This is a genomic window from Mesorhizobium sp. M1142, from assembly GCF_040318565.1.
In the GTDB taxonomy this organism is placed as follows: domain Bacteria; phylum Pseudomonadota; class Alphaproteobacteria; order Rhizobiales; family Rhizobiaceae; genus Mesorhizobium.
Genome location: NZ_JAMYMK010000001.1, coordinates 124459 through 151176 on the forward strand (window position 1 = coordinate 124459; position 26718 = coordinate 151176).

23 protein-coding genes are annotated in these 26718 nt (G+C 58.9%); 10 read left to right on the forward strand and 13 right to left on the reverse strand.

Annotation, left to right across the window (positions count from 1 at the left end):
* The first annotated feature begins 1 nt into the window (after position 1).
* Positions 2-1108, forward strand: coding sequence for a mandelate racemase/muconate lactonizing enzyme family protein (locus NKH42_RS00620; RefSeq protein ID WP_352565107.1), 1107 nt, complete (start codon positions 2-4; stop codon positions 1106-1108).
* Positions 1108-2172, forward strand: coding sequence for a GlxA family transcriptional regulator (locus tag NKH42_RS00625; RefSeq protein ID WP_352565109.1), 1065 nt, complete (start codon positions 1108-1110; stop codon positions 2170-2172). The genes NKH42_RS00620 and NKH42_RS00625 overlap by 1 nt, the downstream gene beginning before the upstream one ends.
* 116 nt (positions 2173-2288) lie before the next feature.
* Here NKH42_RS00625 and NKH42_RS00630 read toward each other — a convergent pair whose 3' ends face one another.
* The 7 genes from NKH42_RS00630 to NKH42_RS00660 form a co-directional block, all read right to left on the reverse strand.
* Positions 2289-3422 carry a mandelate racemase/muconate lactonizing enzyme family protein gene (locus tag NKH42_RS00630; protein WP_352755679.1) on the reverse strand — a complete coding sequence of 378 codons (1134 nt, stop codon included), beginning with the start codon at positions 3420-3422 and terminating at the stop codon, positions 2289-2291.
* An 11-nt stretch (positions 3423-3433) separates the two neighbouring features.
* Positions 3434-4537, reverse strand: coding sequence for an alcohol dehydrogenase family protein (locus NKH42_RS00635; RefSeq protein WP_352973707.1), 1104 nt, complete (start codon positions 4535-4537; stop codon positions 3434-3436).
* A gap of 88 nt (positions 4538-4625) precedes the next feature.
* Positions 4626-5363: an SDR family NAD(P)-dependent oxidoreductase gene (locus NKH42_RS00640; RefSeq protein ID WP_352565114.1), complete on the reverse strand. Its 738-nt coding sequence runs from the start codon at positions 5361-5363 to the stop codon at positions 4626-4628.
* On the reverse strand, positions 5360-6094 hold the full coding sequence (locus tag NKH42_RS00645) for an SDR family NAD(P)-dependent oxidoreductase (protein WP_352565116.1): 735 nt from the start codon (positions 6092-6094) through the stop codon (positions 5360-5362). Before NKH42_RS00645 ends, NKH42_RS00640 begins: the two co-directional genes overlap by 4 nt.
* A gap of 333 nt (positions 6095-6427) precedes the next feature.
* Positions 6428-7459 (reverse strand): glycine betaine/L-proline ABC transporter substrate-binding protein ProX, encoded by a 1032-nt coding sequence (proX, locus tag NKH42_RS00650; protein ID WP_352571811.1) that lies wholly within the window; start codon positions 7457-7459, stop codon positions 6428-6430.
* Complete coding sequence (locus NKH42_RS00655) at positions 7452-8393, reverse strand: ABC transporter permease (protein ID WP_352565120.1); 942 nt, start codon at positions 8391-8393, stop codon at positions 7452-7454. The genes proX and NKH42_RS00655 overlap by 8 nt, the downstream gene beginning before the upstream one ends.
* Positions 8393-9481, reverse strand: a complete 1089-nt coding sequence (locus NKH42_RS00660) for a quaternary amine ABC transporter ATP-binding protein (protein ID WP_352565121.1) — start codon at positions 9479-9481, stop codon at positions 8393-8395. The genes NKH42_RS00655 and NKH42_RS00660 overlap by 1 nt, the downstream gene beginning before the upstream one ends.
* A 126-nt stretch (positions 9482-9607) precedes the next feature.
* On the opposite strand from NKH42_RS00660, the gene NKH42_RS00665 reads away from it, so the two are divergent.
* From NKH42_RS00665 to NKH42_RS00690, 6 genes are all read left to right on the forward strand, one after another.
* A complete protein-coding gene (locus tag NKH42_RS00665) occupies positions 9608-10315 on the forward strand; it encodes a GntR family transcriptional regulator (RefSeq protein ID WP_352565123.1) in 708 nt (235 codons plus the stop codon).
* Positions 10316-10325: 10 nt separating this feature from the next.
* Entirely contained in the window at positions 10326-11231 is a 906-nt protein-coding gene (locus NKH42_RS00670; protein WP_352571809.1) for a dihydrodipicolinate synthase family protein, read from the forward strand.
* A 2-nt stretch (positions 11232-11233) separates the two neighbouring features.
* Positions 11234-12733 carry an aldehyde dehydrogenase gene (locus tag NKH42_RS00675; protein WP_352565127.1) on the forward strand — a complete coding sequence of 500 codons (1500 nt, stop codon included), beginning with the start codon at positions 11234-11236 and terminating at the stop codon, positions 12731-12733.
* The gene (locus tag NKH42_RS00680) at positions 12730-14076 is read left to right on the forward strand and encodes an NAD(P)/FAD-dependent oxidoreductase (protein WP_352565128.1); all 1347 of its coding nucleotides are present in this window, start codon (positions 12730-12732) and stop codon (positions 14074-14076) included. Before NKH42_RS00675 ends, NKH42_RS00680 begins: the two co-directional genes overlap by 4 nt.
* A 96-nt stretch (positions 14077-14172) precedes the next feature.
* Positions 14173-15279, forward strand: a complete 1107-nt coding sequence (locus NKH42_RS00685; protein WP_352973710.1) for a mandelate racemase/muconate lactonizing enzyme family protein — start codon at positions 14173-14175, stop codon at positions 15277-15279.
* Positions 15280-15398: 119 nt separating this feature from the next.
* Positions 15399-16388 (forward strand): GlxA family transcriptional regulator, encoded by a 990-nt coding sequence (locus NKH42_RS00690; RefSeq protein WP_352755675.1) that lies wholly within the window; start codon positions 15399-15401, stop codon positions 16386-16388.
* 166 nt (positions 16389-16554) lie between these two features.
* Here NKH42_RS00690 and dddP read toward each other — a convergent pair whose 3' ends face one another.
* The 6 genes from dddP to NKH42_RS00720 form a co-directional block, all read right to left on the reverse strand.
* On the reverse strand, positions 16555-17886 hold the full coding sequence (dddP, locus tag NKH42_RS00695) for a dimethylsulfonioproprionate lyase DddP (RefSeq protein WP_352565132.1): 1332 nt from the start codon (positions 17884-17886) through the stop codon (positions 16555-16557).
* A gap of 132 nt (positions 17887-18018) precedes the next feature.
* Positions 18019-18987: a GlxA family transcriptional regulator gene (locus NKH42_RS00700; RefSeq protein ID WP_352753908.1), complete on the reverse strand. Its 969-nt coding sequence runs from the start codon at positions 18985-18987 to the stop codon at positions 18019-18021.
* Positions 18988-19131: 144 nt separating this feature from the next.
* A complete protein-coding gene (locus NKH42_RS00705) occupies positions 19132-19824 on the reverse strand; it encodes a cobalamin B12-binding domain-containing protein (RefSeq protein WP_352565136.1) in 693 nt (230 codons plus the stop codon).
* Positions 19825-19916: 92 nt separating this feature from the next.
* Positions 19917-21566 carry an ABC transporter substrate-binding protein gene (locus NKH42_RS00710; protein ID WP_352565138.1) on the reverse strand — a complete coding sequence of 550 codons (1650 nt, stop codon included), beginning with the start codon at positions 21564-21566 and terminating at the stop codon, positions 19917-19919.
* 59 nt (positions 21567-21625) lie between these two features.
* Positions 21626-23167: a trimethylamine methyltransferase family protein gene (locus NKH42_RS00715; protein ID WP_352565139.1), complete on the reverse strand. Its 1542-nt coding sequence runs from the start codon at positions 23165-23167 to the stop codon at positions 21626-21628.
* Positions 23168-23422: 255 nt separating this feature from the next.
* On the reverse strand, positions 23423-24331 hold the full coding sequence (locus tag NKH42_RS00720; RefSeq protein WP_352565141.1) for a LysR substrate-binding domain-containing protein: 909 nt from the start codon (positions 24329-24331) through the stop codon (positions 23423-23425).
* Between the two features lie 136 nt (positions 24332-24467).
* On the opposite strand from NKH42_RS00720, the gene NKH42_RS00725 reads away from it, so the two are divergent.
* Both NKH42_RS00725 and NKH42_RS00730 read left to right on the forward strand, forming a co-directional pair.
* Positions 24468-25823 carry an NAD(P)/FAD-dependent oxidoreductase gene (locus NKH42_RS00725; protein WP_352973712.1) on the forward strand — a complete coding sequence of 452 codons (1356 nt, stop codon included), beginning with the start codon at positions 24468-24470 and terminating at the stop codon, positions 25821-25823.
* A 17-nt stretch (positions 25824-25840) separates the two neighbouring features.
* Positions 25841-26713 carry a dihydrodipicolinate synthase family protein gene (locus NKH42_RS00730; RefSeq protein WP_352565144.1) on the forward strand — a complete coding sequence of 291 codons (873 nt, stop codon included), beginning with the start codon at positions 25841-25843 and terminating at the stop codon, positions 26711-26713.
* Positions 26714-26718: the final 5 nt, after the last annotated feature.

The window sequence follows — 26718 nt, forward strand, 5'->3', positions numbered from 1 at the left end:
CATGCGCATCAACAGGATCAACGTCTATTCGACCCAGCTTCCAACCAAGGGTGGCGCCTATAAGATGGCGAGCACCGAAGTCCACTCGTTGGACAGCACCCTTGTCGAGGTTGTGACGGATGACGGCATTACAGGATGGGGCGAAACCTGCCCAGTCGGTCCAGTCTATCAACCCCATCACGCGCTGGGAGCTCGGGCGGCGTTAGCTGAAATCGCGCCAGGCCTGATTGGAGAGTCGACCCAGTCGATACGTCATCTCTCCAAGCGGATGGATGAAAGGCTCAACGGGCACAACTACGCCAAGGCGGCGCTCGACATAGCGTTCCTCGACCTCATCGGCCAGCGTCTTGGCGTGCCGGTGTCGATGCTGCTGGGCGGAGCACTTACAGACCGCGTGCCGTCTTACTACTCGCTGATTGTGGGCGCTCCGGACGAATCCGCGCGTATCGCGGCCGACAAGGTCAGAGCGGGCTACCCGCGTATCCAGGTCAAGATTGGTGGTCGCGACCTAGAGAAGGACGCAGCAACGGTGCATAAGGTCTGGGAGACTGTGGGCCTCAAGGCAAGCATCGTTGTGGACGGCAATCGTGGCATGTCCGTAGCATCTGCGCTTCAATTGGATCGCCTTTGCCAAAACATCCCGTGCGTGTTCGAGCAGCCCTGCAACAGCATGGAAGAGAACGCCACTCTCCGGGGCAGGTTTACCCATCCCATTTATCTCGACGAGAACACCGAAGACCTTAATGCAGTATTGCGGGCCATATCGTCGGGCATTGCCGATGGATTTGGTTTCAAAGTTACGCGTCTGGGCGGTTTGACCAAAATGGCGGTCGCCCGCGATATGTGTTCCATCCGGTCGCTGCCGCACACCTGCGACGACGCATGGGGCGGCGACATTATCGCAGCCGCGTGCGTACATCTTGCTTCTACGGTTGAGCCACGTCGCTTTGAAGGCACCTGGATCGCGCAAGAATATATCGATGGGCACTACGACAATACGAACCCCGTTGTCATAGAAAATGGTCATATTGCCGTGCCGCAGGGAGCGGGCCTCGGAGTGAAGCCCGAAGCCGGCGCCTTTGGCGCCCCGGTAGCGAGCTATGGTTGATGATGAATGCTCCGGCCCGCGTCCCCGAAGTCAGCAGCCCCGTCCGCCTTGAAGCTGCGTTTCAGGTGCCGGGCAAGGCGCATGACATTGCCGTGCTCGTGCTGCCAGGATTTTCGCATCTGGCGCTTCACGCCTATATCGAGCCCTTGCGTATAGCCAACGCAGTTTCCCGGCTTCCACTGTTCCGCTGGCGGATTGCGGGGACCGACGGCCAAGCGGTCGTGGGCGCCAATGGACTTTCGATTCCAGTGGACGTGACAGTCGAGGAATTGGCCGCGGACGGGTCCTACGATTGCAGGCTGAACCAGTTCGTCGTCGTAGCGGGCGAACCTGTTGAAAAGCAGATGACGCCTCACCTGAACGCGTTCCTGCGGCTACTGGCGAGGCGCGGGATACCGATATCGGCGGTGGGCACGGCGACGTGGCTTCTCGCCCAGACGGGCCTTCTCGCGGAGAGCCGTTGCACTATCCATTGGTCACGGCTCGCGGCTTTCTCCGAGGTTTTTCACAAGCCGCGCATCCGTGATTCCCTGTTCGTCAGGGATGGCCAATATTCAACCTGCGCCGGTGAATTGGCGGCGTTCGATCTCGCGGTGGATCTTGTTGCGGGTCACGCGGGCGCCTACGTCGCTCAGGAAGTCTGTCGTCATGCCACGGTAGAGGGCCAACGCTCCGGTTCGAACCGCCAGACGGGTCCATCAGGTCTGGCGTTTGCGGGTGTCAGCGACAAGCTGGCGATGGCCATGCGCATTATGGAAGAGAATGTGGAGACTGCGCTGTCGATGGGTGACGTTGCGGGCCGGGTTGGGATCTCCCGCCGGCAGCTTGAACGCCTGTTCGCGATCCACATAGGTCAGCCGCCGGCCCGTCACTACCTCAGGGTCAGGGTCGACCAAGCCAAGCGCCTGCTCGAAGGCACACGTATGCCCATCATAGATATTGCTGTAGCCTGCGGGTTTATCTCAGCATCGCATTTTGCCAAATGCTTTCGTATCATCAACGGTCTTTCGCCACAGCAGTGCCGGACAATGGTGCCGGCATGGGTCGGCCCAGGCTTGGGATAGTTCAGTCTAGACCCTGATGGTTGAACTCATCGGCGTGGAGCTCTAGCAAAGAAGACGGCGGCGCCCCTGGCTACGCAGAGCCACACTTAAGCCAGCGCGCGAGACTGCTGATCAACCTAATCGCCCCAAGTCATAATAGGCTCGCCGAGAACAGCGTGATCCACTTCGATTCCGAGCCCGGGGAGATCCGGCGGGATGACCCCTCCGTCGCCAAAGTGAGCGTTGAACTTGGCTGTTTTTGCCGTGACCATATCGTCGCTTTTCAACACGCAGCGCAAGAGTCGCGTGGGTACGGTTGCGCCAAGGTGAACGATTGCAGCAAAGGCGATGGTAGAGCCAGCGGTTTCCTGAACACTCATGGTGAGGCCTGCGGCACGACAGATGTCGCGATGGCGCCGGCCGTGAGTCAGGCCACCGGCTTTCGAGATCTTTAGTCCGATGCCATCGGCCAAATCGTTGGCTATGATGAAGGCAATATCTTCATCGAGCTGAGCGAGTTCGTCGAGCACGATGGGGTAGGGGCAGCGCTTACGCAGCGACATGGTTTCACGGATGGTCGCGCACGGAGCCTCCAGGACGAAGTCCATACCTTGCGGGAGCAGCTGCAGCATCCTCAGGGCAGTTTCTGGAAGGAGACCGCCATTGGCATCAACAATGAAAAACTCGCCTGGTTTCTTGTCGGCCAGGCATGCTGCGATACGTTCGGCATCAAGCGCCGGTCCTCCCTCGCTGTCCAAGGCTCCGATCTTGACAGAGTGTCCAAGGTATCCCCTCGCACGGTGGTCCGCCGTGCGGCGACGCATCTCTTCGGGATCGCCGGCATAGATCGATGAAATCATCGGTAGGGGCTTTCCTGTTCCCCCTCCTAGGAGTTCGCAAACTGGCAGCCCGACCGATTTGCCAAAAATATCCCAGCACGCGACGTCGAGTGCCGTTTTGGCATGGTTGTGGCCTATCAAAGCGAAATCCATCGCGTCATTGATACGGTCGACCTGACGAGGATCGCGGCCCAGCAATGAAGGCGCGATCTCGGCGATTCCTGCTCGGGTGCCAAGAGCATGGGATGCAATATAGGTTGCACCGAACGGGGTGCTTTCGCCCCATCCCTCTATCCCGGTGTTCGTGATCACACGGACGATCGTCGCATCGAAGGTACGGTACTCTCGACCACCCGAAAGGAGGTAGACGCCGCCAGAATAAGGGAGGTCGACTTGGAAGACGTCGATTTTCTGAATCTTGAGGTCGTGCATTTTCGCCGCTTTCACTCGGGTATGACGAGGACCAGCTTGCCGCTGATTGTCTTGGACAGGAAATCCTCCTGCGCCTGGACGATCTCTTCCAAGGAATAGGTCTTGCCGATGTGCGGCTTTATTTCGCCGCCCTCGATGTAAGACACGAGGTTTTCGAAGACGATGTCCTCCTGGAACGTACAGCCAAAGAAGCTCAGATCCTTGAGATAGAGCGTGCGCACATCAAGCTCGACAATCGGTCCGGCAATGGCACCGGCAACGGCATATCGTCCGCCACGTCGCAATGCGTCCAGCAGCTGCGGAAATTGCGGACCTGCCGCGACGTCGATGACAACATCGATCGAGTCCTTTCCTATGGCGTCGACGAGGCTCTCTTCACGCGACACCACGCGATCAGCACCCAATTGGCGTACCGTGGCGGCCTTTCTCTGGCCTGCAACCGCGATGACGATGGCCCCTCGCCGTTTTGCCAATTGGACGGCAGCGGACCCGACGCCGCCGGATGCACCGGTGATAAGCACAGTCTCGCCGGCCTTCACGTCTGCCCGATGCAACATGCCTTCGGCGGTCGAATAGGCACAGGGCACAGTAGCCAATTCGACCTCGCTCCAGCCGCAGTCGACCTTGAACGTCTCACGCGATGGCGCTTTCGCGAATTGCGCGAATGCGCCGTCGCATTCGGATCCAAATGTCCAGCATTCCCAAGGTCGGTAGTCCACATAGGTGCGAAGCAAATTCCGCACGATGACGCGTTCGCCGATCCGCCCTTCATCGACACCCACTCCAACAGATACGATGTGGCCACAGCAATCAGCGCCCTGTATGCGCGGGAAGGACAATGCCATCCCCGTCCAACTCGCGTCGTCATCCTCCGACGACTCAAATCCGGAGGAGCCGCCTTCGGAAGTGCCGCTCCTCACTCCCTTGGAATACCAGCCGATCCGGGTATTGATGTCGGTGTTGTTGATCGCAGCCGCAGCCACCTTTATGAGAACCTCGCCCGTTCCCGGTTGTGGAACCGGGAGGTCGGTTTTGAATTGCAGCTTGTCGAAGCCGCCATGTCCGGTCAGCACCACGCCGGACATGGTTATTGGAATGCGGGTTGAAGGGGACATTTCGCGGCCTCTCTGTTCATGCCTGTTGTCGTTAAGCGGTTAAAATCCTGCAGAGGGCGGCGGGCGCGAGTTCGGGCCGGGTGACTGTCTATTGTGGTAGACTAAGCTTCGCCATTCGACCGCCGTCGATGGTCCAGACCTGACCAGTCACGAACGACGATTCGTCCGATGCCAACCAAGCCACCAGACTGGCGACCTCTTCGGGCTTACCGGTGCGTCCCACTGGATGAATTTTGCCGATATCGCGGCGGAACCCTGCCGGATCGGGCATGCTTTCGATGAACTCAACGTTCAGATCGGTGTCGATCCACCCTGGTGCAACGGCATTGCATCGCACACCTTCGGCACTGTGGTCGATCGCAACCGCGCGGGTCAGACCGTGAATTCCAGCCTTGGAAGCGCAATAGGCAGCGTGTCTCGGGTTGGAGCCGAGCCCCTCGATCGAGCCGATGTTGACGATCGTCCCGCCAACCGCTCGCAGATGCGGAAGTGCTGCCTTGATCATCGCAAATGGTGTTGTCAGATTTACAGTTATCGACCGCTGCCAGTCCTCGAGGCTCATGTCCTCCACGAGTGCTTCCTGCATCATGCCCGCGTTGTTTATCAGGATGTCGAGCCGTCCGGCATTGCCGGCAACTGACTGCACAGCGCCGGACGCGGCAAATGGGTCTGTGAAATCAACGGCTATCCCTTCGAACTCCCGGTCCTCGCTACGTTGTGCCGTGAATACGCGCGCGCCCTCGTCTCGCAACCTACGTGCAATGGCCAGACCGATGCCGGTGCGACCGCCCGTGACGAGGGCGACTTTGCCTGCGAACCTGTTCATCCCACCGGCTTTCCACCATTGACCTCAACCAGCGAGCCGCACATGTAGCGGGCGGAGTCAGAGGCAAGAAACAGGACTACCGCGGCGATATCCTCCGGCTCCGCAATCCGGCCAATCGGAACGGTCTTTCCCAATTCGGCAACCGCCGTGTCCGGATCGAAGCCGCGTTTGATAAAGCCAGTTCGAAGCATAGGCGTGTTGACCTCGTTGGGGCACACGGCATTGACCCGAATGTTCTGATGCGCGTGGTCCATGCCCATGCACTGGGTCAAAGAGGCAATGGCAGCCTTCGTCATGCAGTATACGGCGTGGTTCGGACCCGGCCGAACGCCCCAGCATGACGACACGTTGACGATCGCGCCGCCACCCCGATCCGCCATGATAGGAATGGCGCCCCGGCACACACGAAACGGGGCCTCTACATTCACGCCGAGCGACAGGGCCCAGTCGGCGTCCGTTGTGTTGGCTACCGAGCCCCGCGTGATCACGCCCGCGTTGTTGACCAAAATGTCCAGGCCGCCCAGCGCCGCAAATGCGGCCGCGGCCAAACTGTCCGCATAGCTTGCATCAAGCAGGTCGCCCGGCAGATGTGCCTCAGCGTCCACGCCCGCCACGTCGCGATCTGCGACGGCGACCCTGGCGCCTTCAGCTCGCAGCTGTTTGACGATCGCCGCTCCGATGCCGCCGGCGGCACCTGTCACCAGGGCGGTCTTTCCCCTGAAACAACTCATCGGTTCATTCCTGCTCAGTTTCAATTGGGTTAGTCTTGGCCGCCGGGCGTGTTGCCGAAATGCTCTCGATAAGGGCCTTTGAACAATGCGATGTCCCGCATGCCGGAGTGACCTATTGGTCCTGCAAGCCCGATAATCGCTCCAACCGCCTGGAAGACATTCCAGGCCGGTGAACGTGCGCCGGATCGCAACCCCGCGCTCGATGTGCCCTTCCATGACGTGGCGGCGTCGAGCGGCTGTTGCGTTGCTGCGGCGAGATCGTGCCCATGGCCGCAGGCGAAGGGGCAGAAAATGGGTTGCGGGGCGCTGCCTGGAGCGCCCCGCAGTGGATAATCATTTCACCGTTTCGCGGGCCGCTTTGAGCCAGCCGTCGTAGGCATCGCGGTGGGCCGCGATCCAGGTGTCGACATGCTTGTCGATGTCGGCGGAATTCTTTTCGCCGTCGGCGATCAATTTGTTCTCGGCCGAGATGTCTTTGATGTCGATCTTGGCGAGTTCAAACAGCTTAGCCGCCGCCGGGTTGGCCTTGAGGAAATCGTTGCGAGCAACAATCCGCAGGCTGTCCACCGCGAAGCCGAGATTCTTGCCATCGAACTCGGTGTTCGCTTTGGCACCATCCGGCAGGGAGGTGTAAGGCACGCTAAGCCATTCCACGTCCTTGCCTGGAACCAGCGCGCCCGAGACCCAGTAGGGTGTCCAGGTGTAGTAGAGGACGGGCTTGCCATTCTTGGCACGTGCGATCGTATCAGCGATGATCGCGTTGTATTCGCCCTGGTTGTGCGTGACCGTGTCACGCAGCTTGTACTCGGTCAATTGATGCTCGATCACGCGTTCGCATCCCCAGCCGGGCACGCAGCCGGCGAGATCGGCCTTGCCATCGCCATCCTCGTCGAACATCGCAGCGATCTTGGGGTCTTTGAGGTCGCCCAGGTTCTTGACCCCGGCGTCGTAGCTCTTCTTGTCGACCAGATAGCCTTGGAGGGCGCCTTCGACCAAGGTGCCCACTTTGCTTATCTTCTCCGGTCCACCCGCTTCTTTGAAGAACGCTTCATGCAGCTGATCCCAACTATCGGTGAAGAAATCGGCGTCACCCGTGCCAACCGCCAGATGCGCGGTCTGGGCGATGACCTCCTGCGGTTCGGCAACGGTGTAGCCGAGGTCCTGGAGCGCACGGAAGACGATCCGAGCTTGGAACATTTCCTCGATCGCGGGCTGTATCACAGGTCGTACGGTAACGCCTTCGCCTGGCTTGTCCTTGGCAAAGAGCGGACTTGCGGTAAGCGATAGGACGATCGCTGTAGTCACAGATACGAGTTTCATGCGCTTTCTCCCTTGTTGCATGTGAAATTGGTTCTCGTCAGGCATGCTTGTGGAACAGGTTGGCGATCAGCCCGACAGGCCCGCTCTGCCACCAGTGGCGATGGCCTCTCTCGCGCCTCGACTGATTCAGACCCTGGGTTATGCGGTCGAGGACTATCGCCAGGATCACGATCCCAAGCCCGCCGACGATGGCTTTTCCGGCATCGAGTCGTCCCATGGCGCGCAGCACTTCGTTGCCAAGGCCGCGGACCGAGATCATCGACGCGATGACCACCATCGACAGCGACAGCATGATGGTCTGATTGAGGCCCGCGAAAATGGTCGGCGTGGCCATCGGCAGCTCGACCTTGAACATGATCTGTGACGGTGAGGCACCGAACGCGCGGGCGGCTTCGACGACGCTTGGATTGACCGTGCGGATGCCGAGCGAAGTGAGCCTTATCAACGGAGCGAGCGCGAATATGACCGTGACCAGGACGCCCGAGACATTGCCAATTCCGATAAGCATGACGACGGGAACCAGGTAGACGAACGCTGGAATGGTCTGCATCGTGTCCAGGAGAGGCCGAAGGACAGCTTCGAAACGATTGCTCTTGCCGGCAAGGATTCCCAGAGGAAGCCCGATGATCACGCAGAGGATCACCGCACCCATCACAATGGCCAGCGTCGTCATCGCCAGTGACCATGCTTCGGGCGAGAGAAACCCCAGGACAGTCAGGGCGACCGCGACGTAGATGGCGGTCCGGCGGCCCGCGGCCTGCCAGGCGATCAACACGATGATAGCGAGCATGACGAGCGGCGGGACCGCCAGAAAAGCTCGTTCGATGCTTTGAATCACGCCATCGAGGAAGATTTTGAAGGGCTGTATTGCTTCGCGGTTGTCGATCGCCCACTGCTTTATGCCGTCGGAGTGATCAGCGATTTTCAGATCGACGCTCTCGAACGGATTTAGCCAGTTGAAGGTCTTTTCGTCGGCCATCAATTGATCTCCCGTTTAGCCGGGCCGGAGTGGTCCCGGCCTTGAATGCCCCGCAACAAAGCGTCCTTGGTCACGACGCCGGCAACGACGTCGCCGTCTCTCACCAGGATGGGATGGGCAGTTCCGATAGACAGATTTACCAACGTATTGAGCTTGTCGTCGGGCCGGGCGACTGGCCAGTTCGTGGTATCGGCCGAGCCGTTCGTGTGTCGGTACTGCTCAAGTGGCAGCATCACCTTGGCGGCGGTGACAAGATCGAGTTTGGAGATGCCGCCGACGAATTGCGCGACGTATTCGTCCACCGGGTTTGTGACGATTTCCTCCGGCGTTCCGATCTGCACCAGAACGCCGTCCTTCATGATGGCGATGCGGTCGCCGATGCGGATCGCCTCGGCCAGATCATGCGTGATAAACACGGTGGTCTTATGGAGGTCGGCGGAGAGCTCCATGAAGGTGCCCTGCAACTGGTGGCGGATAAGCGGATCGAGCGCGGAAAACGGTTCGTCCATCAGCAGGATCGACGGGTTGGCCGCTATGGCGCGCGCCAAGCCCACGCGCTGCTGCATGCCGCCAGAGAGCTCGTCAGGGTATTTGAGGTCCCATCCGGTGAGCTCCACCGCCTCGATAGCCTGCCGGGCAACCTGACGGCGCTTGTCTTCAGCGATGCCTCTCACCTCCAAAGCGAACGCTACGTTGTCCCGGACGTTGCGGTGGGGCATCAAGGCCATGTTCTGGAAAACCATGCCGATGGTTTCGGCGCGGATCTGACGCAGTTCCTTCGCGCTCATGGCACTGACGTTTCGGCCCTCGATATAAATCGCACCGTCGGTAGGCTCAATCAGTCGGTTGATGTGTCGGATCAGAGTCGACTTCCCTGACCCCGACAGCCCCATGATGCAGAATATTTCACCGCGGCCGACGCTGAAGGTGGCGTCACTGACCCCAACGACGCAGTCGAGCTTGTCGCGGATTTGAGCTTTGTTCAGCTCTCCAGCCTTCACGGCGCGGATCGCCTCCTTGGCCTTGGAACCGAATACCTTCCAGACGCCATCGCATCGAATGACGGGCTCTTCACCCTGGGTACCCATTCGCTGTTCCCTTATGTCGTTTTTTTTCTTACAACACAAATTTTCTGAATAGACAATATGTATTATGACGCGCTACAAAGATTGTGATGCTAGATCGCAGGACGAAACCCCTTGTGAGGATCATCCATGTCCGGTGAGGCTAAACGAAACAAAAGCAATTGCTTGGAGGACTTGCGCCGCCGGATTCTGACGGAGAATCTGGAGCCAGGGAGCTATCTCGACGAGACCGAGATCGCCGAGTCGTATGGCATGTCTCGTCCTCCGGTGCGCGAAATGCTCCGGCAACTTGCCGGAGAAGGCTACGTTGTTCTCCACGAGAATCGCGGCGCCCAGGTCGTCCCGATGACTCACAAGACGCTACGGAACTTTTTCATCGCGGCGCCGATGGTCTATGCGGCAATCGGCCGGCTGGCTGCCCAAAATGCGACCCAGCCACAGATCATGCGGCTGAAGGACACGCAGCTTCTGTTTCGCGCCGCCATCCGGGATGGTGACACCGAGCAACGCGCGCTGACCAATGAGCGCTTCCACTCGATCATGGGTGAGATGGCGGACAACGAGTTTCTGATGCCCAGCCTGAAGCGATTGCTAATCGATCATACGCGCATCGGGATGACCTTCTACAGCCCGCGAAACGCCGACCTGGCCGCCCAACGGGCGACCGCCGCTCAGCAGCACGATCAGTTCATTGAGCTTATCGACGCGGGAGATGCAGAAGGCTGCGCCGAGCTATCGATAGCGCATTGGGAGTTGTCCCGCGCTCAGATCGAAAGCTTCGTTTCGCCGGCAAGTTTTTTCGTTCCGCTGGGACGGGTGCCTGACAGTATAGGTTAAGGAGAATTTGATGAAATTCGAAGGGATATACACTCCCGTCATCACGCCACATCGTGCCGACGGTTCAATCGATCGCGAGGCGTTCGTCAAAATTGTCGAGCACCTGATAGCGTCAGGTGTGCACGGCATCATCATCGGCGGGTCGACGGGCGAATACTATGCGCAGTCGATGGACGAACGCGTCGAAATGACGAAGTTCGCCAAAGAAGTCATTGGCGATCGCGTGTCTCTCACCATAGGCACAGTCGCTATCCGTCTGCCGGACTCGATCCTGATGGCCGAGACGGCGGCCAAGATCGGCGCTTCGGCCATTCTCGTCGGATCGCCGCCCTATTCTGTGCCCACGGAGCGCGAAAACGCCCTGAATGCCTTGGCGATCGACCGGGCGGCGGACCTCCCGATCATGCTCTACAACTACCCGGGCCGCATGGGGATCAACATGGGCGAGGATTTCCTCAACCGCGTCGCCCGTAGCCGCAATTTCTGCGCCATCAAGGAGAGTTCCGGCGACATCAACCGGGTGCATCTGCTCGCCCGCGATTACCCGCACATCCAGATGTCCTGCGGAATGGACGACCAGGCCCTGGAGTTCTTTGCATGGGGAGCGCGCAGCTGGGTTTGCGGAGGCTCAAACTTCCTGCCGAAGGAACATCTCGCGCTTTACCGCGCATGCGCGGTCGAGGGCAATTTCACCAAGGGGCGTCGTATCATGTCTGCCCTGATGCCTTTGATGCGCGTGCTGGAGCAGGGGGGGAAATTCATTCAATGCATCAAGCACGGCTGCGAAATGGGCGGGTTCCATGCCGGCCCCCCACGGCCACCGCTTAAGGGATTGAACAAGGACGATATGCGCCAACTGGAACAGGTTGTGCGGGTTCTGAAGCGCACGATTGCGGACATTGAAGCGGAGGCATGAGCATGGGCAATCTTCTGACACACGAGGAATATGTGGCGATTGCCGCCAAGTTGGAGTTTCCGACACAGGCCTTCATCGACGGGAGCTTCAGACCGGCAATCTCGGGCAAAACGTTCGAAACGACCAATCCGGCCACGGGCAAGGTGCTGGCAAAGGTTGCCTCCTGTGGTCCAGGCGACGTCGACTTTGCCGTACAAAAGGCGCGTGACGCATTCGAGGACGGTCGGTGGTCGCGCCTTCATCCGTCGGCGCGTAAGGACGTGCTTATTCGTCTCACCAGGCTCATGAAGCGCAACGCTCACGAACTGGCGGTTCTGGAAAGCCTCGACAGCGGCAAGACAATCTATGACTGCGAGAACGTCGACGTTCCTGAAACCATCCACTGCCTCGCCTGGCATGCGGAACTGATCGACAAGGTCTACGATCAGGTGGCGCCTGCCTCCGACAACCACATTGCAATGATCGTGCGCGAACCGGTCGGTGTCGTGGGCTTGGTCCTGCCCTGGAATTTCCCGCTGCTGATGCTGGCCTGGAAGATCGGACCGGCACTCGCCGCGGGCAACTCGATCATCGTCAAGCCGGCCAAGGAAACGACCTTGACCGCGCTGCGTGTCGCCGAGCTGGCTATGGAGGCGGGCATCCCCTCCGGCGTCTTCAACGTGCTGCCGGGCGGTGGCTCCGAAGTCGGGGAGCCGCTTGGGCGACACATGGACGTGGATATGGTGTCGTTCACGGGGTCGACGGAGACTGGAAGGCGCTTTCCGCGCTACTCAGCGGATTCGAACCTCAAGGAAGTGACGCTGGAGATGGGCGGGAAGAACCCGGCCGTCGTGCTGGACGACGCGGAGAATATCGACCGCGTTGCCGCCCACATCGTCAACGGCGCGTTCTGGAATATGGGGCAAAACTGCTCTGCCTCGTCGCGGCTCATCGTTCAACGCGGCATCAAGGACGAACTCCTCAAGCGGGTGATCGCGCATGCCCGGGAGTGGCCGATGGGCGATCCGCTCAATCCCGAGAACCGGGTGGGTGCGCTGGTTTCCAAGGCGCACTTCGAAAAAGTCTGCTCCTATCTCGAGAAGGGACAGAAGGTGCTTCTCGGCGGAAAGGCCAAGGGTGGGTTCGTGGAACCCACGATCCTAGACGTCAGCGACCGCGACGCGAAGGTCGTGCGGGAAGAAATCTTCGGACCGATCCTGACGGTGCTGACTGTCGAGAGCTTCGATGAAGCCATTACGCTCGCGAACGACACAGAGTACGGACTGTGTGCGTCGATCTACACAGCGAACGCGAAACGAGCCATAAGGGGAGCAAGAGCGATCCGGGCGGGTACCGTGACAGTCAACAGCTTCGGCGAGGGAGACATCACAACGCCTTTCGGAGGCTTCAAGTCTTCCGGCTTCGGCGGCCGCGACAACGGCATCCACGCCCACGACCAGTACACCAGAATCAAGACCATCTGGCTTGATCTCACCGATGACGCAGACGAGGCTGTCGCGTGACTATCCACAAGGCTGAAAGGCTGCCGGTCCAACAGGGGCCGGCAGCCTGGAACGCCATCCTCCCGGCCCAACCCTGTTCCGCGCCCCTTGAAGGCGCTCTCCGTGTCGATGTCGCCATAGTGGGCGGCGGCTTTGCTGGTCTTTCAGCCGCCAAACGCCTGCGCCAGCAAGACCCGAGCCTTCGTATCGCAGTTCTTGAGGCCAGCGGCCTCGCGGAAGGCGCTTCCGGCCGCAACTCAGGCTTCATGATCGACCTGCCTCACGACTTGCAGTCCGATGATTATGCCGGAAAGGGTGTCGAGGAGGACAAAAAAATGATCGCGCTGAATCGCGCGGCCATTTCTTTCGCCAAGGAGCGCGTCGAAGAATACGGAATCGACCCCGCCTATTTCGACCCAGCGGGCAAGATCAACGGAGCAGCTAGCGAGACCGCACGCAACCTCAACGCAAGCTACGCCCAACACCTCACCAACTTGGGCGAAGTCAGCGAGACGCTGGACGCCAAGGCGATGCAAGAGGTAACGGGAAGTCGCCACTACACGTCTGGCCTGTACACGCCCGGAACAGTGATGATCCAGCCGGCGGGCTATATCCGGTCGCTTGGTACAGGCCTTCGACGCGACGGCGTGTTCGTGTTCGAGAGATCGCCAGTCTCGAAGCTCGCGAGAGTGAACCAAGATTGGATACTTACAACGCCCAATGGCCATGTCACCGCGGCGAAGGTCATTCTTGCCAATAATGGGCATCTTGAGAGCTTCGGCTTCGCCCGCAAGCGCCTCATGCACGTTTTTCTCTACGCCTCAATGACTGCCGAACTCGACGCTGAGGTCCTTTCCAGGTTGGGAGGGCAGCCTCGGTGGGGCGTTACTCCTTCCGATCCGATGGGTACGACGATGAGGCGCATCGACGCCGCACAGGGCGGAAACCGTATCGTCACCCGGACCTGCGCCAGCTATCTGCCTGGGATGGTGCCAACAAAGTCAGCGGTCGCCCGAGCGGCAAAAGTCCATCGGCGAAAATTCGCCGACCGCTTTCCTGCCATCGCCGATGTTCCGATGGAATACAGTTGGGCCGGGCACCTGTGCCTGACTTGGAACGGCGTCTCTGTGATGCGCGAACTGGAGCCGGGTCTCTTCTCGGCCTGCTGCGACAACGGCCTGGGAACGGTGCGCAGTACGCTAACCGGGATCGCCGCCGCCGACTTGTTGTTCAACCGGTCCTCGGAAATCGCCGCGCATTTCATGGCCGAACCAGAACCACCGAAGCTCGTGCCGTCGCCTTTCGCCGAGATCGGCGCGAACCTCTATTTCCGCTGGAAAGAGTGGAGAGCTCGTGAGGAATAGTGATACCGCAATCACTGACCTTGCTCGGCTGATCGCCTAACTCGACGTTCGCACGCTTGGCCTCGCGAAAAACATGCCCTGTGGGTTGGAACGAACATGAAAATCAAGGAAGTCCACGTCTTTGCGCATGATCTGCCAGTCAAGAACGGCCCCTACACAATGGGCGGCAGCAAGGTATACGCGCTTGATACGACGATCGTCAGGATTGTGACCGACAATGGCCTTATCGGTTGGGGCGAAACCTGCCCCGTAGGCCCAACCTATCAGCCGCATCATGCAAAAGGTGCACGCGCTGCACTGGATGAGATGGCCCAAGGACTGATTGGAGCAGACCCTCTCCAGCCAGTAGTCCTAAGACGCAGGATGGACAGCCTCCTTAACGGACACCGATACGCGAAGGCCGCCGTGGATATGGCGGCATACGACATTTTGGGTAAGCAGTTCGGCATGCGCGTCGCCGACCTTCTTGGCGGCGCCGTGACCGAACGGGTTCCTTCGTATTACGCGTTGGGCATAGGCGAGCCCGATGAGCTTGCGCGTATTGCGGCGGAGCGTGTTGCGGAAGGATACCCGCGCCTCCAGATCAAGATCGGTGGCCGACCGGTCGAGATCGACATTGCCGTGGTGCGCAAGATCTGGGAGCGCGTCGGGGGAAGCGTCCTACTTGCGGCCGACGCCAACCGGTCCCTGACGACGCGCGACACGCTGCGGCTCAGTCGCGAATGCCTCGATGTTCCGTTCGTCCTGGAACAGCCTTGCAATACGTTCGAAGAGATCAAGGCCATCCGCAATCAACTACACCACGCTGTGTATCTCGACGAAAACACAGAGGACCTTTCCACTGTGATCCGTGCGATTGGAGAGGGGGTATGTGACGGCTTCGGGATGAAGGTGACCCGCATTGGGGGTCTGCATGCAATGGCGACGGTACGTGATATTTGCGAGGCACGATCAATGCCGCACACCTGCGACGATGCGTGGGGCGGTGACATCCTCGCCGCCGCCTGTGTTCAAATCGGTGCGACCGTCAGTCCGCGCCTGAACGAGGGCGTCTGGATCGCGGCACCATACATCGAAGGCCATTATGACGAGAAGAACGGTGTGTCCGTCGAAGATGGACATATCAGGCTTCCGAACGGGCCAGGCCTGGGAGTTGTTCCGGAGGAATCATGTTTTGGCTCTCCGATGGCATCCTATGGTTGATCGGAAGAGACTGCGGAGCCTCCCGGTTCAGTGTCGGGCAGACCTTGCCTGCAAGAAAGATGCCTTCGCTTCGAATGGCGCGATGGCGCTGTTAGCCAACGATACATAGGCAGCCGGTCATGAAATCAGCACCAGAAGCGCTTGGGGTCGGCCGATTGAAGATTGGCTTTGTACTGGCTCGTTCCTTTACTCTTTCTGCGTTCGCGCTGTTCGTCGACACGCTCAGATTGGCCAGCGATGAGGCCGACAAATCCGGTAGGATTTTCGCGGATTGGCAGCTTCTAGCGAGCACCCGTAATCTGATCACCTCCAGTTGCGGTGTCCTGGTCGCACCGACATCGGATTTCGTGGACCCGACCGAGTTCAACTATATCGTGGTCGTGGGCGGGCTGCTGAACAGTGAATTTCCAGTCGATAGCGAGACGGTCAGCTACCTCAAAAGAGCCGCCGCCGCCAAAGTTCCACTGATCGGGGTCTGTACGGGGACGTTCATCCTGGCCGAGGCCGGCTTAATGAAGTTCCACCGAACCTGTGTAAGCTGGCTCCACTATCACGCTTTCCGCGAACGCTTCCCGGATCACGAGGTCAGGTCGGACCGTCTTTTCAATCTTGATCGCGCCAGGGGATCATGTGCCGGGGGCAGCAGCGCAGCGGACATGGCGGCGTCAATCGTTAGACGTCATATCGGTAGAGAGGCAGAGAGAAACGCCCTCGAAGTGTTGCAGATCGAGAGGGCGCGCGCGCCGTCCGACATCCAGCCGCACAGCCCGACCTTCATTGAATGCCAGGATCCTCGGCTCAAGGCGGCGCTCATCATCATGGAGAACCATATCGAGAATACGATCTCCATTCCCAAGGTGGCTGCCTTGGTTGGACTGTCCCGAAGGCAACTCGAGCGCCTCTTCATGGAGAAGACAAAGAGTTCTCCGGCTGTTGTTTACACAAGGGTGCGTCTGGAGCGGGCGAAGCACCTCCTGATGCAGACCCGTGCTCCAATGATCGAGATCGCCGTCGAGGTCGGTTTTGAGAACGCATCGCATTTCTCGCGGCTCTTCCGTGAGACCTATGGCCAGCCGCCTACCAAATTCAGGTCAGCGATTTCAAGTTAGGTCACCACCTTTGTCCCGTTGTGACCTTCTCTGCTCGAACGAATTCTAAATGAGGTGGTCGGCGGCCACGATGTGCGAATGGGAAGTTTTGACCCGATTTCGCCACGATCCCGAGCCTAGAAAGCCGCATTAACCGCCTCCGGCCTCCCCGGCTCATGGCCGCAGCTCAACTCATCAACGCAGCGTCGAAAGGACACTTCGTAAGCTTCTCATAGCCGTCTTCTGTTATCAGGACCTGCTCTTCAAGTTTTACCCCTTCACGGCCTCCAACGGCACCAACGTAAGCCTCGACACACAAAGTCATGCCAGGCTCAAGAGCATAGTCAAACGCTCCTGGAATAAAGTCTTCAGGGTAGTAGATTGCAGGATATTCGTCGCACAGCCCGATGCCATGGATCATTATGCCGTATCGCTGATCAACGAATTCTTTCGGCAATTTATGGCCCCGCTGGGTGAGTTCAGTGAATGAGATGCCCGGCTGCAAGAGTTCCATGTTGGTCGTAATGTGCTCGAGAGCGATGGCGTGGAGTCTGCGTTGTTCATCGCTCGGGCGCCCATCACCGCAAAACCAGGTTCGCGAAAAGTCCGCGCACATACCGTATGGTCCCACCATATCGGTATCGAAGGCCACCAGATCTCCTGCTGCTATCCTTCGCGGTCCTGCTTCCTGCATCCAGGGATTTGTCCTCGGGCCAGAAGTGAGTATTCGTGTCTCGATCCATTCACCTCCGCGCGCAATGTTTTCAGCATGGAGAACTGACCACAATTCAGTTTCTGCAATACCTGGTCGCAAAAGCTGGCGCATTTTCGCAACCGCAATTTCGCACGTTGCCAGGGAGCAGCGCATGGCATTGATCTCGTCGATACCCTTTACAGCCCTTGCATGCTCCATGAGTTGCATACCGTTGCAGATTTCGATGCCGGCGGCGTCCAGCGCGCGCAAGCCGGGGATCTCGATCTTGTCGACCGCAAGTCGGCGGTTCTTGCCTCCATGGGTTCGTAACAGCTCATCAATTTGCCCTGCAAAATCCTTGGCAACGGCTTCCTCTTGATCGCCAGACACGAAATAGTAAAAGCCCGCACCGCCCGCGCGAATCTCGTTCACCAATGGCAGATGCTCCGAAAGGTGCCCGCAACGATGGAAGTCCCAAAGAACAACGTATCCATCGGCTGAAACAAAAACAGCACGTGATGGATTGTGCATGATCCAAAGATGCATGTTCGAGGAGTCAGTTGCATATCGGATGTTCAGTGGATCGAAGCACAGCACGCCGGCGTAATCCCGTTGGCGCAGTTGCTGCACGATACGGTCTAGACGGGTTTTCCTCATCCGTTCCAGGTTTGGAGGAGTGAGGCCTAGCGCTGCCCACTCGGCGAAAGCGACATCTGTCGGTCCGATCTCCACCCGATCGTTTTCGTCTATGGTTCCATCCGGCTTCAGCGCCGTCGCCCGGCGCGTCGGATCAATTTTGTTCTTCGCGACCGAAAACGAGGACATTCTTGATGATTCCTACTGCTGAAGATGTGTCGGTGTACTGCCGAGTTGACGGATTTCGCTCGGGACTCCGCGCTGCTGAAGGCGGAAAATATTGCCCGGCATACGGTCCATTCATCCTGGACTTGTACGCTATCAGCCTCGACAAGCACTTGGATTGAGGCCGAAGGCCTGGCGGAAGCATTTCGAAAAATGCGAGGCCGACGCGAAACCGCATGCGATTGCGATCTCGACAACGGGCAACTCTGTCTGTTCAATGAGACGCTTGGCGCGGCTAAGTCTCAAATGCAGATAGAATCGCATGGGAGACCACGTCGTTGACTGCTGGAAAAGCCGTTCGATCTGACGCTGGGAGCGGCCGACGCATTTTGCGATGTAGCGGAGCGGCAGTGGATCCTCAATATGCTCCTCCATGATTTGAATGACGTCTGCAAGCGACTTGCAGATGCCGGTTTCACCAGCATTGACGGTCGATTGTCTATCTGAAGCGGGACGCCAATGGCCGGCAGTCGTATGTCGGCAGACAGCCAACGCGATGTCTCTGCCAAGGCGCTCGCTGATCACCTCCATAACGAGGTCGAAGGACGCGAATTCTCCTGCGCAAGTCAGGAGGTGAGGATCGCGAACGAACAGTTGGTCGGTAACCTGGAGGCGGCCGAACTTTTCCGAGAGGGCGGCCCTCTGGTTCCAATGGATTGTGCAAGCGGTATCGTCGAGTAATCCGCTTTCCGCCAGCAGCCATGTGGCGGTACCCAACGCCGCGATTGGAACCCCTTGCCGCTTGCAAAGCCGAAGAATCTTCGTGAGGGAAGTCGACATCTGCTTTTGGACCGGCTCGCCCGCGCAGACGATGACCATGCTTGGTCCCCTGCCGGACTGAATGCATTCTCCAGTGCCGGCAAAATTACCGCCGACCGAAAGGATGAACCCGCTGGCGCATTCGACTGGCTGGCCATCCGGGCTCGCAATCGTCCACTCGAAGGCGGATCGTCCGGAGATCGAATTGGCAAGGCGAAGCGGATCCACGAAGGAAGAAAGGCCGAGCTGAGAAAATCCCGGAAGTGCAAGAATGACCAGTCGGTACACGTCGTGGGTGTCGATCACCTGCCGGCTGGGATCCCACCCCACGATCCTCGAACTGTCTCCTGCTGAAAATGGCGCATTCATAAGGTCATACATCCTCGTTGACGGTCATCAACATCGAGCGGGCGTTGGCACCAGCGTCTTGCAGGATGGATACCGCCGCCATCAGCCGCGGACGTTGTGCTTGCGCTTCATGAAGTCCTTGGCGGTTTCGACTGCCACGGCCGCATCGCGGCAATAGGCATCGGCGCCGACGGCCTTGCCGAATTCCTCGTTGAGCGGCGCGCCGCCAACCAGCACGACATAGTCGTCGCGAATGCCCTTTTCCTTCATCGTGTCGATGACGACCTTCATGTAGGGCATGGTCGTGGTCAGCAGTGCCGACATGCCGATGATGTCGGGCTGGTGCTCTTCAATCGCTGCCATGTATTTCTCGACCGCATTGTTGATGCCGAGGTCGATGACGTCAAAGCCGGCGCCTTCCATCATCATGCCGACCAGGTTCTTGCCGATGTCGTGGATGTCGCCCTTGACGGTGCCGATCACCATCTTGCCCTGCTTGGGCGCGCCGGTGGCGGCGAGCAGCGGACGCAGGATGAACATGCCGGCCTTCATGGCGTTGGCCGACAGCAGCACCTCGGGAACAAACAAGATGCCGTCGCGAAAATCCTCGCCGACGATACGCATGCCTTCGACCAGCGCCTCGGTCAGCACATTGTACGGCACCCAGCCACGCTTGATCAGGATGTTGGTGCCTTCCTCGATCTCTTCCTTCAACCCGTCATAGAGGTCGTCGTGCATCTGCTGCACCAACTCGTCGTCGGAAAGCTCGGAAAGGATGATCTCGTCGTCGGCCATGTCGGGTCGCCTCACGCATAGTTCAAAGGAGGTCGGTACCCCATGCTCGATGGGGCACCGACCAGGCTTCCGGTTGGAGCCTCGGGAGTCTGCTAGGCTGCCAGCCAGACTTTCTGCAAATCCATCTGGAAAGTCTGGTGGATTGCATAGTTCTGAACTTTTTTGTTCATGTGACCAAAGAGGCTTTGCCAGAACGGCTGTATGATGACCCCAGAATCCTGAAGCACATCTTCGATGTCCTTCATCAGTTCCTTCCGCTTGGCGGCGTCGCTGACCGAGAACGCCTTTTTGAGCTTGGCATCGAAGTCGGCGTTTGCGTAAGCAGTCTCATTCCAAGCCTCGCCAGTGCGATAAGCCAGCGCCAGGACCTGAACCCCGAGCGGCCGCATGTACCAGACGGTCAGCGAATAGGGATACTTCGCCCAGTCGTTCCAGAAAGTCGAACCCGGAAGCACCGTGCGCTTGACCTTGATGCCGGCCTCTCGAAGCTGCGCCGCAATGGCGTCACCGGTATTCTTCTGCCAGTCTTCGTCGATCGAAATCAGTTCATGCTCGAACTCGGCATGACCGGATTCAGCAATGAGTTTCTTCGCGCCATCGACGTCCCGGCTCTTCTTAGGCAATGCAAAATATTCCGGATGGATCGGGGCGACGTGATGGTTTTCGCCGACCGTTCCGCGCCCTGCATAGCCGAGTTGAAGGATGGTTTTGTTGTCTACCGCCATCTGCAGCGCATTGCGGACCTTCTTGTCGTCATAGGGTTTGTTGGCCGTGTTGGTGCGGCACACCAGTGTCGTTGCCGTGGCGACCTCCGATTTGACCACGTCCATCTTGTCCAGGATGTCGATGAAGTCCGCCGGTGTCTCCATGTTCACATCGATCTCACCGGAGTCGAAGGCAGCCACCGTTGCCTGGAAGTCGGTGCCATAATCGATGAATTGCACTCCATCCAGCAGAGCTTCGCCGCCCCACCATTTGCCATTCTCCCGGCGTTTGACTTCAGCCTTGCTGCCGACCGCGTAGGATACCAGTTCGAAGGCGCCCGTTCCGATCGGCTTTGCGACCGGATCAGCGCCGCCGGCATCGAAACTGCGATGGACGATCAGTCCAGGGTAGTCGGTGAAATTCGCGATGATAGCGATGTCCGGGTCGCTCAGCTTGAGCTTGACGGTATGGTCATCGACCTTGACGATCGCTCCATCTCTCGCCTTGCCGGTCTTGGTATCGATCAGTCCCCCGACGCGCGCGGCCATCGAATTGCCGGAGACGCCCTTCTCGCACCAGCGGGTGATGTTGAGGACTACGTCATCGGCGTCGAAAGCGTCGCCATTGTTCCAGGTCACGCCCTTCCGGACATGGAAGACATATTCGGTGGCATCCTCATTGACCTCCCAGCTTTCCAGCAGGACAGGTTCAAATGTGAATTCATGTGTGTAGCGAACCAGCGGTTCGAGCCAGCACCGAGAAATGTTGGCAAGCTCAACCCAGTCATAGGTACGTGGGTCTTTCTGCGCCTTGACGGGCATGGACACGCGCAGAGTCCCGCCCTTCTTCGGCTCGGCCGCGCGTGCGGGCTGCGGCAATGCCACGCCAATCAAGCCGTAGGCCATCGCAGCCGAGGCGCCGAACGTGCTTGCAAGCGCGAGAAACTCGCGTCGGTCCATTTGTCCGGCTTTGACGTCGCTCGCCATTTTTTCGATGGCAGCCGGAACGTGATTCCCATTGCTTCTGAACAGTCCCATTTTCTTCTCCCTTGCTAGTGGTTCCCGGATATTGATCGCGTGGGTTATTGGGCGGATGCCTAGGCGAGGCTTGGCGAGATTTCCTCCTGGCGATGCGCCACGAATGCATCGAGTTCCTCGCGCACGGCTGGATCCATCTGCGGCTGCTCGTAGCTCGCGACGATCGATTTCGCCTTCTCACGGCAGCGCTGCGCCATGTCCTTTGAGCCTTTGACCTTCCACTGCTCATAGCTGAGGTAATCGAGGATCTCCGGCGCGAAGAATGCGTCCTTGAAGCGCTTGAGCGTGAAGGAATCTCCGAGATAGTGGCCGCCGGGACCGATGCGCCGCACTGCCTCGAGAGCGTCGTCGAAATGCTCGAACGAAATCCCCCGCGCGTATTTTTCGATCAGTAGGTTCTGTTCGGCATCGGCGACAAACTTCGCCATGCAGCATACGAGGCCGGCCTCATCCCAGCCGCCCGCGTGCATCATCAGGTTCGCGCCTGCGCTCGCCCCCGACATGTAAGCGATCGCCGACTCGTATCCGGACTGAGCATCAAAGGTCTTGGCGGACGACTGGGATGCAGTCGTGCGCCACGGCAAACCATACCGCCTTGCCATCTGGCCGATGACGGCGTTGATCAACGTGACTTCGGGCATGCCGGACATCGGGGCGCCGCTCCGCATCGACACCGAGACTGAATATTGCCCATAGATCATTTTGGCGCCGGGCCTGACCAACTGGGTGTAGGCGAGGGCTGCGAGTGCCTCGGCGTTCAACTGGGCGATTGTGGCCGGGATGTCAGCAGGGGTGTTTGCGGCGCCGAGCACAAAAGGCGACAGCAGGACGACTTGGTTTGCCTCGACGAAAGCGCGGAGCCCTTCCAGCATGGTCGAATCCCAGACCAGCGGCGAGTTTCCCGATACGTGACCGAGCATCACCGCATTCTGATCCATAAAGGCCTTGCCGTGGACGATCTGCCCCATGGCGATCGAGTCCTCGGCTCGCTGTTTCCCGGTCGTCAGACCGAAGAAGGGCATGTTCGTTTCCACAAGGCTCGAATGGTTGATGTGCAGATGGCGCCATGGAACAGCGATGTCGGTCGGCTCACAGGTGAACCCGCCGGCGATATGGAACCCCGGCAGCATCTGGGTCAGCCGGTTCATGTCCCGTAGATCCTCGATCGTGGATGCGCGTCGCACACCCTGAAGGTCCCGGACGTTTGGCGCGCCTTGCATGGCGCCGAAGGTCATTGTGTCTGGCGCGATCTCGAAACGCTGTGACGGATCGCGAGATGTCATCTCAAAACGGGATGGCGCCTTGGAGATGAGATGCATCAGCATCTCGCCATCGAGGCGCACACGTTGGCCTTGGACGTCGGCGCCCGCCTCCTTCCATTGCCGGATCGCTGTCTCATCGCGGAATTCGATTCCGATCTCGCGCAAGATCGCCAACGAAGCCTGGTGAAGGCGCTCAAGCTGCTCAGCAGTGACGGCCTCCACGGGTCGAATGCCGTACTTGATCGTCGAGACGCGAGGCCTCTTCTCTGCTTCCCGGGCGGCTACGACCGACGCGCGTCCTCCGCGGCGTCGGATTACGGGAGTATCAGTGTCCATCATCGCGTTTTCCCAGAGGGGCGCTAAGGTCCCCGTCAACAGAGCTTTCCTCGGTCCGCTTACGGAACGCGGCCCTGCTCATTGACGTTGACAATAGGGTTCTGTGAGCGCCCTGAGGACTCGTAAAAGGTTTCGCTGGCGTTAAACTCAGTTTATACCTGGATCGACTGCGCAGGCACTCGTTGCCTGGTTAGGACACCCGAAAGGCGAGGCGGCTGGGGTGGGTACGGGAACCTGGGCAGCGGTGCCGGTAGCCGTCTAAGGGCGCAATTCCTGCGACTGCGCGAGGAACCAGTCTACAAGTACCTTGCACCTCTTGTTTTTGCCTGCATCGCCATTAGACAACAGGAAGAAGGCGCGGTCGGTCTTGATCTCGGTCGCGATGGGCCGAACCAGCAGGCGGTTTTTGAGCAGGTGTTGGGCGGTCAGGGACCATCCCAGCGAGATTCCTTCGCCGGCAAGAGCTGCTTGAAGCGTCAGCTGATAGTCATTGAATACAATGTTCGGTTTCGTCTCGCTGGGATCTCCGCCTGCAAGCGCGACCCATTCGGGCCAGCTCATGCGCCGGCGAAAGGCATCGGACGAATGAATAAGCTGATGTCGAACCAGCTCATCGACGCTCTGGGGGGCGGGATGCGCCAGAAGATATGCGGGGGAGCAGACGGGAAAAATGATCTCGTCGCATACGAACCAACTGTTGGTTCTGTCAAAATCCCGTGGCCGCACCCATACGGTGACGTCCACTTCGTGATCGGGCTCGATATCCCGATCGGTGGCGACAACCTTGATCTTAACGTCGGGATGCTCTTCCTGGAAATGATAGAGCTGAGGCGCAAGCCAATGTGCTGCCAGAGAAGTCGACGCAGCAAAAGTGATGTACTTCGTTCCGCGATCTGAGATGGTCTCAAGTCGCTGTTCCAGACGGCGGAAACTCGTGCGCACCTCATCGTAGAGTTGCCTGCCTGCCTCCGTCAGCTCTACCCCTCGATTATCACGGGCAAAGAGCGCGGTCCCGCAATGCTTTTCGAACGACTTGATCGAGTGCGAGACGCTCGGTTGCGTCACGTTGAGCTCGCTGGCTGCGCTTTTGAAACTTAGGGTGCGGGCAGCCGCTTCGAAGACAAAAAGCGAATGCGTCGAGGGCACCATGCTACGAAGCTTTGACATGAAGCAGGTCTATATCAGACGCTATCTTTTCCGTCTACGAGACGCCAGCCAACTGATCTATTTGAACAGGAAACAACGCGACCGCGGATTGTTGCCAAGCCTTCGTCATCGGTCGCCTTAACTCAGCGAGTTGGCAGTGAATTCGTTCAACCAAACCATGACGAAAGAGCGCAAAGTCGTTCAGCCACCCCATCCCGAACCGACTGTGTCCGGCTGGTACACTGCTGCCGGACCGAAGTTGGCGCTGCTTCCACAGGAAGGCGATGTTGCTTGTGATTGCCTCGTGATTGGCGGCGGCTGGATGGGGCTGCACGCGGCCCGCCGATTTGCCGAACTCAACCCGCAGTCTTCGGTTGTCCTGGTAGACGCCGGCCGTATTGGGAACAATGCATCCGGACGGTGCATGGGTTTCGTCATCGATCTCGCGCACAATCCTCGGAAGCGCGATTTCGTCGAAGACATCAAGGGGAACAAGGAAGAGCTGTTCGTTAACCTGGACGGGATCGCCTATATCCGAAGCGCTGTCGAAGAGCATGGGGTCGATTGCGACTGGGACGCGCAGGGAAAATACCACAGTGCGGCCACCGCTCATGGTGTGGAGGATCTGCACCGCTTTTCGCAGGCACTGGATAAGCTTGGGCAGAACTACAGCTGGGTCGAGACCCCCGAAATCCAGGCGATCACAGGAAGCAAGCACTACATCAAAGCCCTGCATCATCCCGGCACCGTCTTGGTCCAGCCTGCGAAGTATCTCCAGAATGCGACAAGGCGCCTGCCCGCGAACGTCACCGTTCACGAAAACACCCCCATCGTGGCGGTGCAGTTCGGGGCGCCGAAGCACATCTGCGAGACGCCCGCCGGAACAATCAGGGCTTCGAAGGTCATCATCTGCGCGTCAGGCTATCTGACGAAGTTCGGTTTCTTCGACAACCGCGCCATACCGCTGTACACATTTGCGAGCATGACACGACAGCTCACCGAGAGCGAGCTTTCGCAGGTGGGGAACAAGAGAGCCTACGGACTAATCCCAGCCAACAGCTTCGGCACGACGGTTCGTCGCACGATCGACAACCGGCTGTTCCTTCGCAACGTCTATTCCTATGCGACGGACTTCAAGACCACCACGCAGGACGTGATGAAGGCTCGGGTGCAGCAGCAGATCGCGTTCGATCGGCGGTGGCCGGAGCTCTCCTCGATCGGCTTCGAGGCCAGTTGGGGTGGCCTTCTTACTCTCGCGCAAAATGGCGGAATGGTCTTCGGCGAGTTGGCGGAGAAGGTCTATGGCGCCGCATTCTGCAACGGTACAGGCGTCGCGCGAGGAGCTGCCTTCGGCAAGGCCATAGCCGACCTGGCGTCAGGGCGATCGTCGCCGGTAGTCGACATCCTCAAGACGCGCGCTAGTCCCAGCAAGCCCTATCCCAGACCCGTCACAGCGATGGGCGTTCGAATCGTAACCGCGGTCCGTTTCCGACAGGCCGGCGCTGAAGTCTAGATACAACGAGAGAGATCATGGCGGACCTGAAGGGCATAAATCTGGCAATGCAAACACCGTTCGATGAGAATGGTGCGATCAACTATTCGATTTTCGAGGATCTGATCGACAAGTACGTCGCCGCAGGTGTTCACGGGCTGGTGCTTGGCGCAGGGACCGGGCAACATCCCTATCTTACCGAGGCCGAGTGCAACCGCCTCTACGAAGTAGGCGCAAAGCGAATAGCTGGTCGCTGCAACGTCATTTGCCAGACCTCCGCTTTGAATATGGACGAAGTCATCAGAAGGTCGCGTCACGCGGAGTCCGTCGGCGCCGACGCATTGATGGTGCTGCCACCCTACCTGGAGGGCCCGAGTGATGAGCAGGGAATCTTCGACTTCTACAAAGCAATCGATGCTGAACTAGGTATCGACCTGGTCGGCTACAACATCCCACAGGCCACCGGCATTTCGGTTTCACCACAGCTGTTTGAGCGCCTGACCCAGTTGAAGAACTTCAACTACATCAAGGACAGTGCAGGGGACTTCACTGTCCATCAGGAATACCTGCAGACAAGCGGGACGGTCCTCAATGGCTGCGACACCACCACACTCTACGCGTTGATGGCCGGGGCACGCGGCGTCATATGGGGCGGTGCCAATTACATGCCTTCTGAAGCGGTCGACCTATATAGATTGGTGGACCGTAAGGAATATGAACAGGCGCTAGCGCTCTGGCAACGCATGTTGCCCTCGTTGCTCTTTATCTGGAGGTCGCCCTATACGCCGTCAGTACTTCGAGCGGCGCAACTGCGCGGCTACGGAACAGGTAATGTTCGCAGCCCATTGAGAAAGCTCTCCGCAGATCAGGAAACGCAGCTTCGCCGTTCGCTTGAACCGTTGGGCGTGTAAGGCGC

Excerpts from the sequence above, each read along its gene's own strand:
- NKH42_RS00620 (WP_352565107.1), top strand. The coding sequence starts at position 2 with ATGCGCATCAACAGGATCAACGTCTATTCGACCCAGCTTCCAACCAAG.
- NKH42_RS00625 (WP_352565109.1), top strand. The coding sequence starts at position 1,108 with ATGATGAATGCTCCGGCCCGCGTCCCCGAAGTCAGCAGCCCCGTCCGC.
- NKH42_RS00630 (WP_352755679.1), bottom strand. The coding sequence starts at position 3,422 with ATGCACGACCTCAAGATTCAGAAAATCGACGTCTTCCAAGTCGACCTC.
- NKH42_RS00635 (WP_352973707.1), bottom strand. The coding sequence starts at position 4,537 with ATGTCCCCTTCAACCCGCATTCCAATAACCATGTCCGGCGTGGTGCTG.
- NKH42_RS00640 (WP_352565114.1), bottom strand. The coding sequence starts at position 5,363 with ATGAACAGGTTCGCAGGCAAAGTCGCCCTCGTCACGGGCGGTCGCACC.
- NKH42_RS00645 (WP_352565116.1), bottom strand. The coding sequence starts at position 6,094 with ATGAGTTGTTTCAGGGGAAAGACCGCCCTGGTGACAGGTGCCGCCGGC.
- proX (WP_352571811.1), bottom strand. The coding sequence starts at position 7,459 with ATGCCTGACGAGAACCAATTTCACATGCAACAAGGGAGAAAGCGCATG.
- NKH42_RS00655 (WP_352565120.1), bottom strand. The coding sequence starts at position 8,393 with ATGGCCGACGAAAAGACCTTCAACTGGCTAAATCCGTTCGAGAGCGTC.
- NKH42_RS00660 (WP_352565121.1), bottom strand. The coding sequence starts at position 9,481 with ATGGGTACCCAGGGTGAAGAGCCCGTCATTCGATGCGATGGCGTCTGG.
- NKH42_RS00665 (WP_352565123.1), top strand. The coding sequence starts at position 9,608 with ATGTCCGGTGAGGCTAAACGAAACAAAAGCAATTGCTTGGAGGACTTG.
- NKH42_RS00670 (WP_352571809.1), top strand. The coding sequence starts at position 10,326 with ATGAAATTCGAAGGGATATACACTCCCGTCATCACGCCACATCGTGCC.
- NKH42_RS00675 (WP_352565127.1), top strand. The coding sequence starts at position 11,234 with ATGGGCAATCTTCTGACACACGAGGAATATGTGGCGATTGCCGCCAAG.
- NKH42_RS00685 (WP_352973710.1), top strand. The coding sequence starts at position 14,173 with ATGAAAATCAAGGAAGTCCACGTCTTTGCGCATGATCTGCCAGTCAAG.
- NKH42_RS00690 (WP_352755675.1), top strand. The coding sequence starts at position 15,399 with ATGAAATCAGCACCAGAAGCGCTTGGGGTCGGCCGATTGAAGATTGGC.
- dddP (WP_352565132.1), bottom strand. The coding sequence starts at position 17,886 with ATGTCCTCGTTTTCGGTCGCGAAGAACAAAATTGATCCGACGCGCCGG.
- NKH42_RS00705 (WP_352565136.1), bottom strand. The coding sequence starts at position 19,824 with ATGGCCGACGACGAGATCATCCTTTCCGAGCTTTCCGACGACGAGTTG.
- NKH42_RS00710 (WP_352565138.1), bottom strand. The coding sequence starts at position 21,566 with ATGGGACTGTTCAGAAGCAATGGGAATCACGTTCCGGCTGCCATCGAA.
- NKH42_RS00715 (WP_352565139.1), bottom strand. The coding sequence starts at position 23,167 with ATGATGGACACTGATACTCCCGTAATCCGACGCCGCGGAGGACGCGCG.
- NKH42_RS00720 (WP_352565141.1), bottom strand. The coding sequence starts at position 24,331 with ATGTCAAAGCTTCGTAGCATGGTGCCCTCGACGCATTCGCTTTTTGTC.
- NKH42_RS00730 (WP_352565144.1), top strand. The coding sequence starts at position 25,841 with ATGGCGGACCTGAAGGGCATAAATCTGGCAATGCAAACACCGTTCGAT.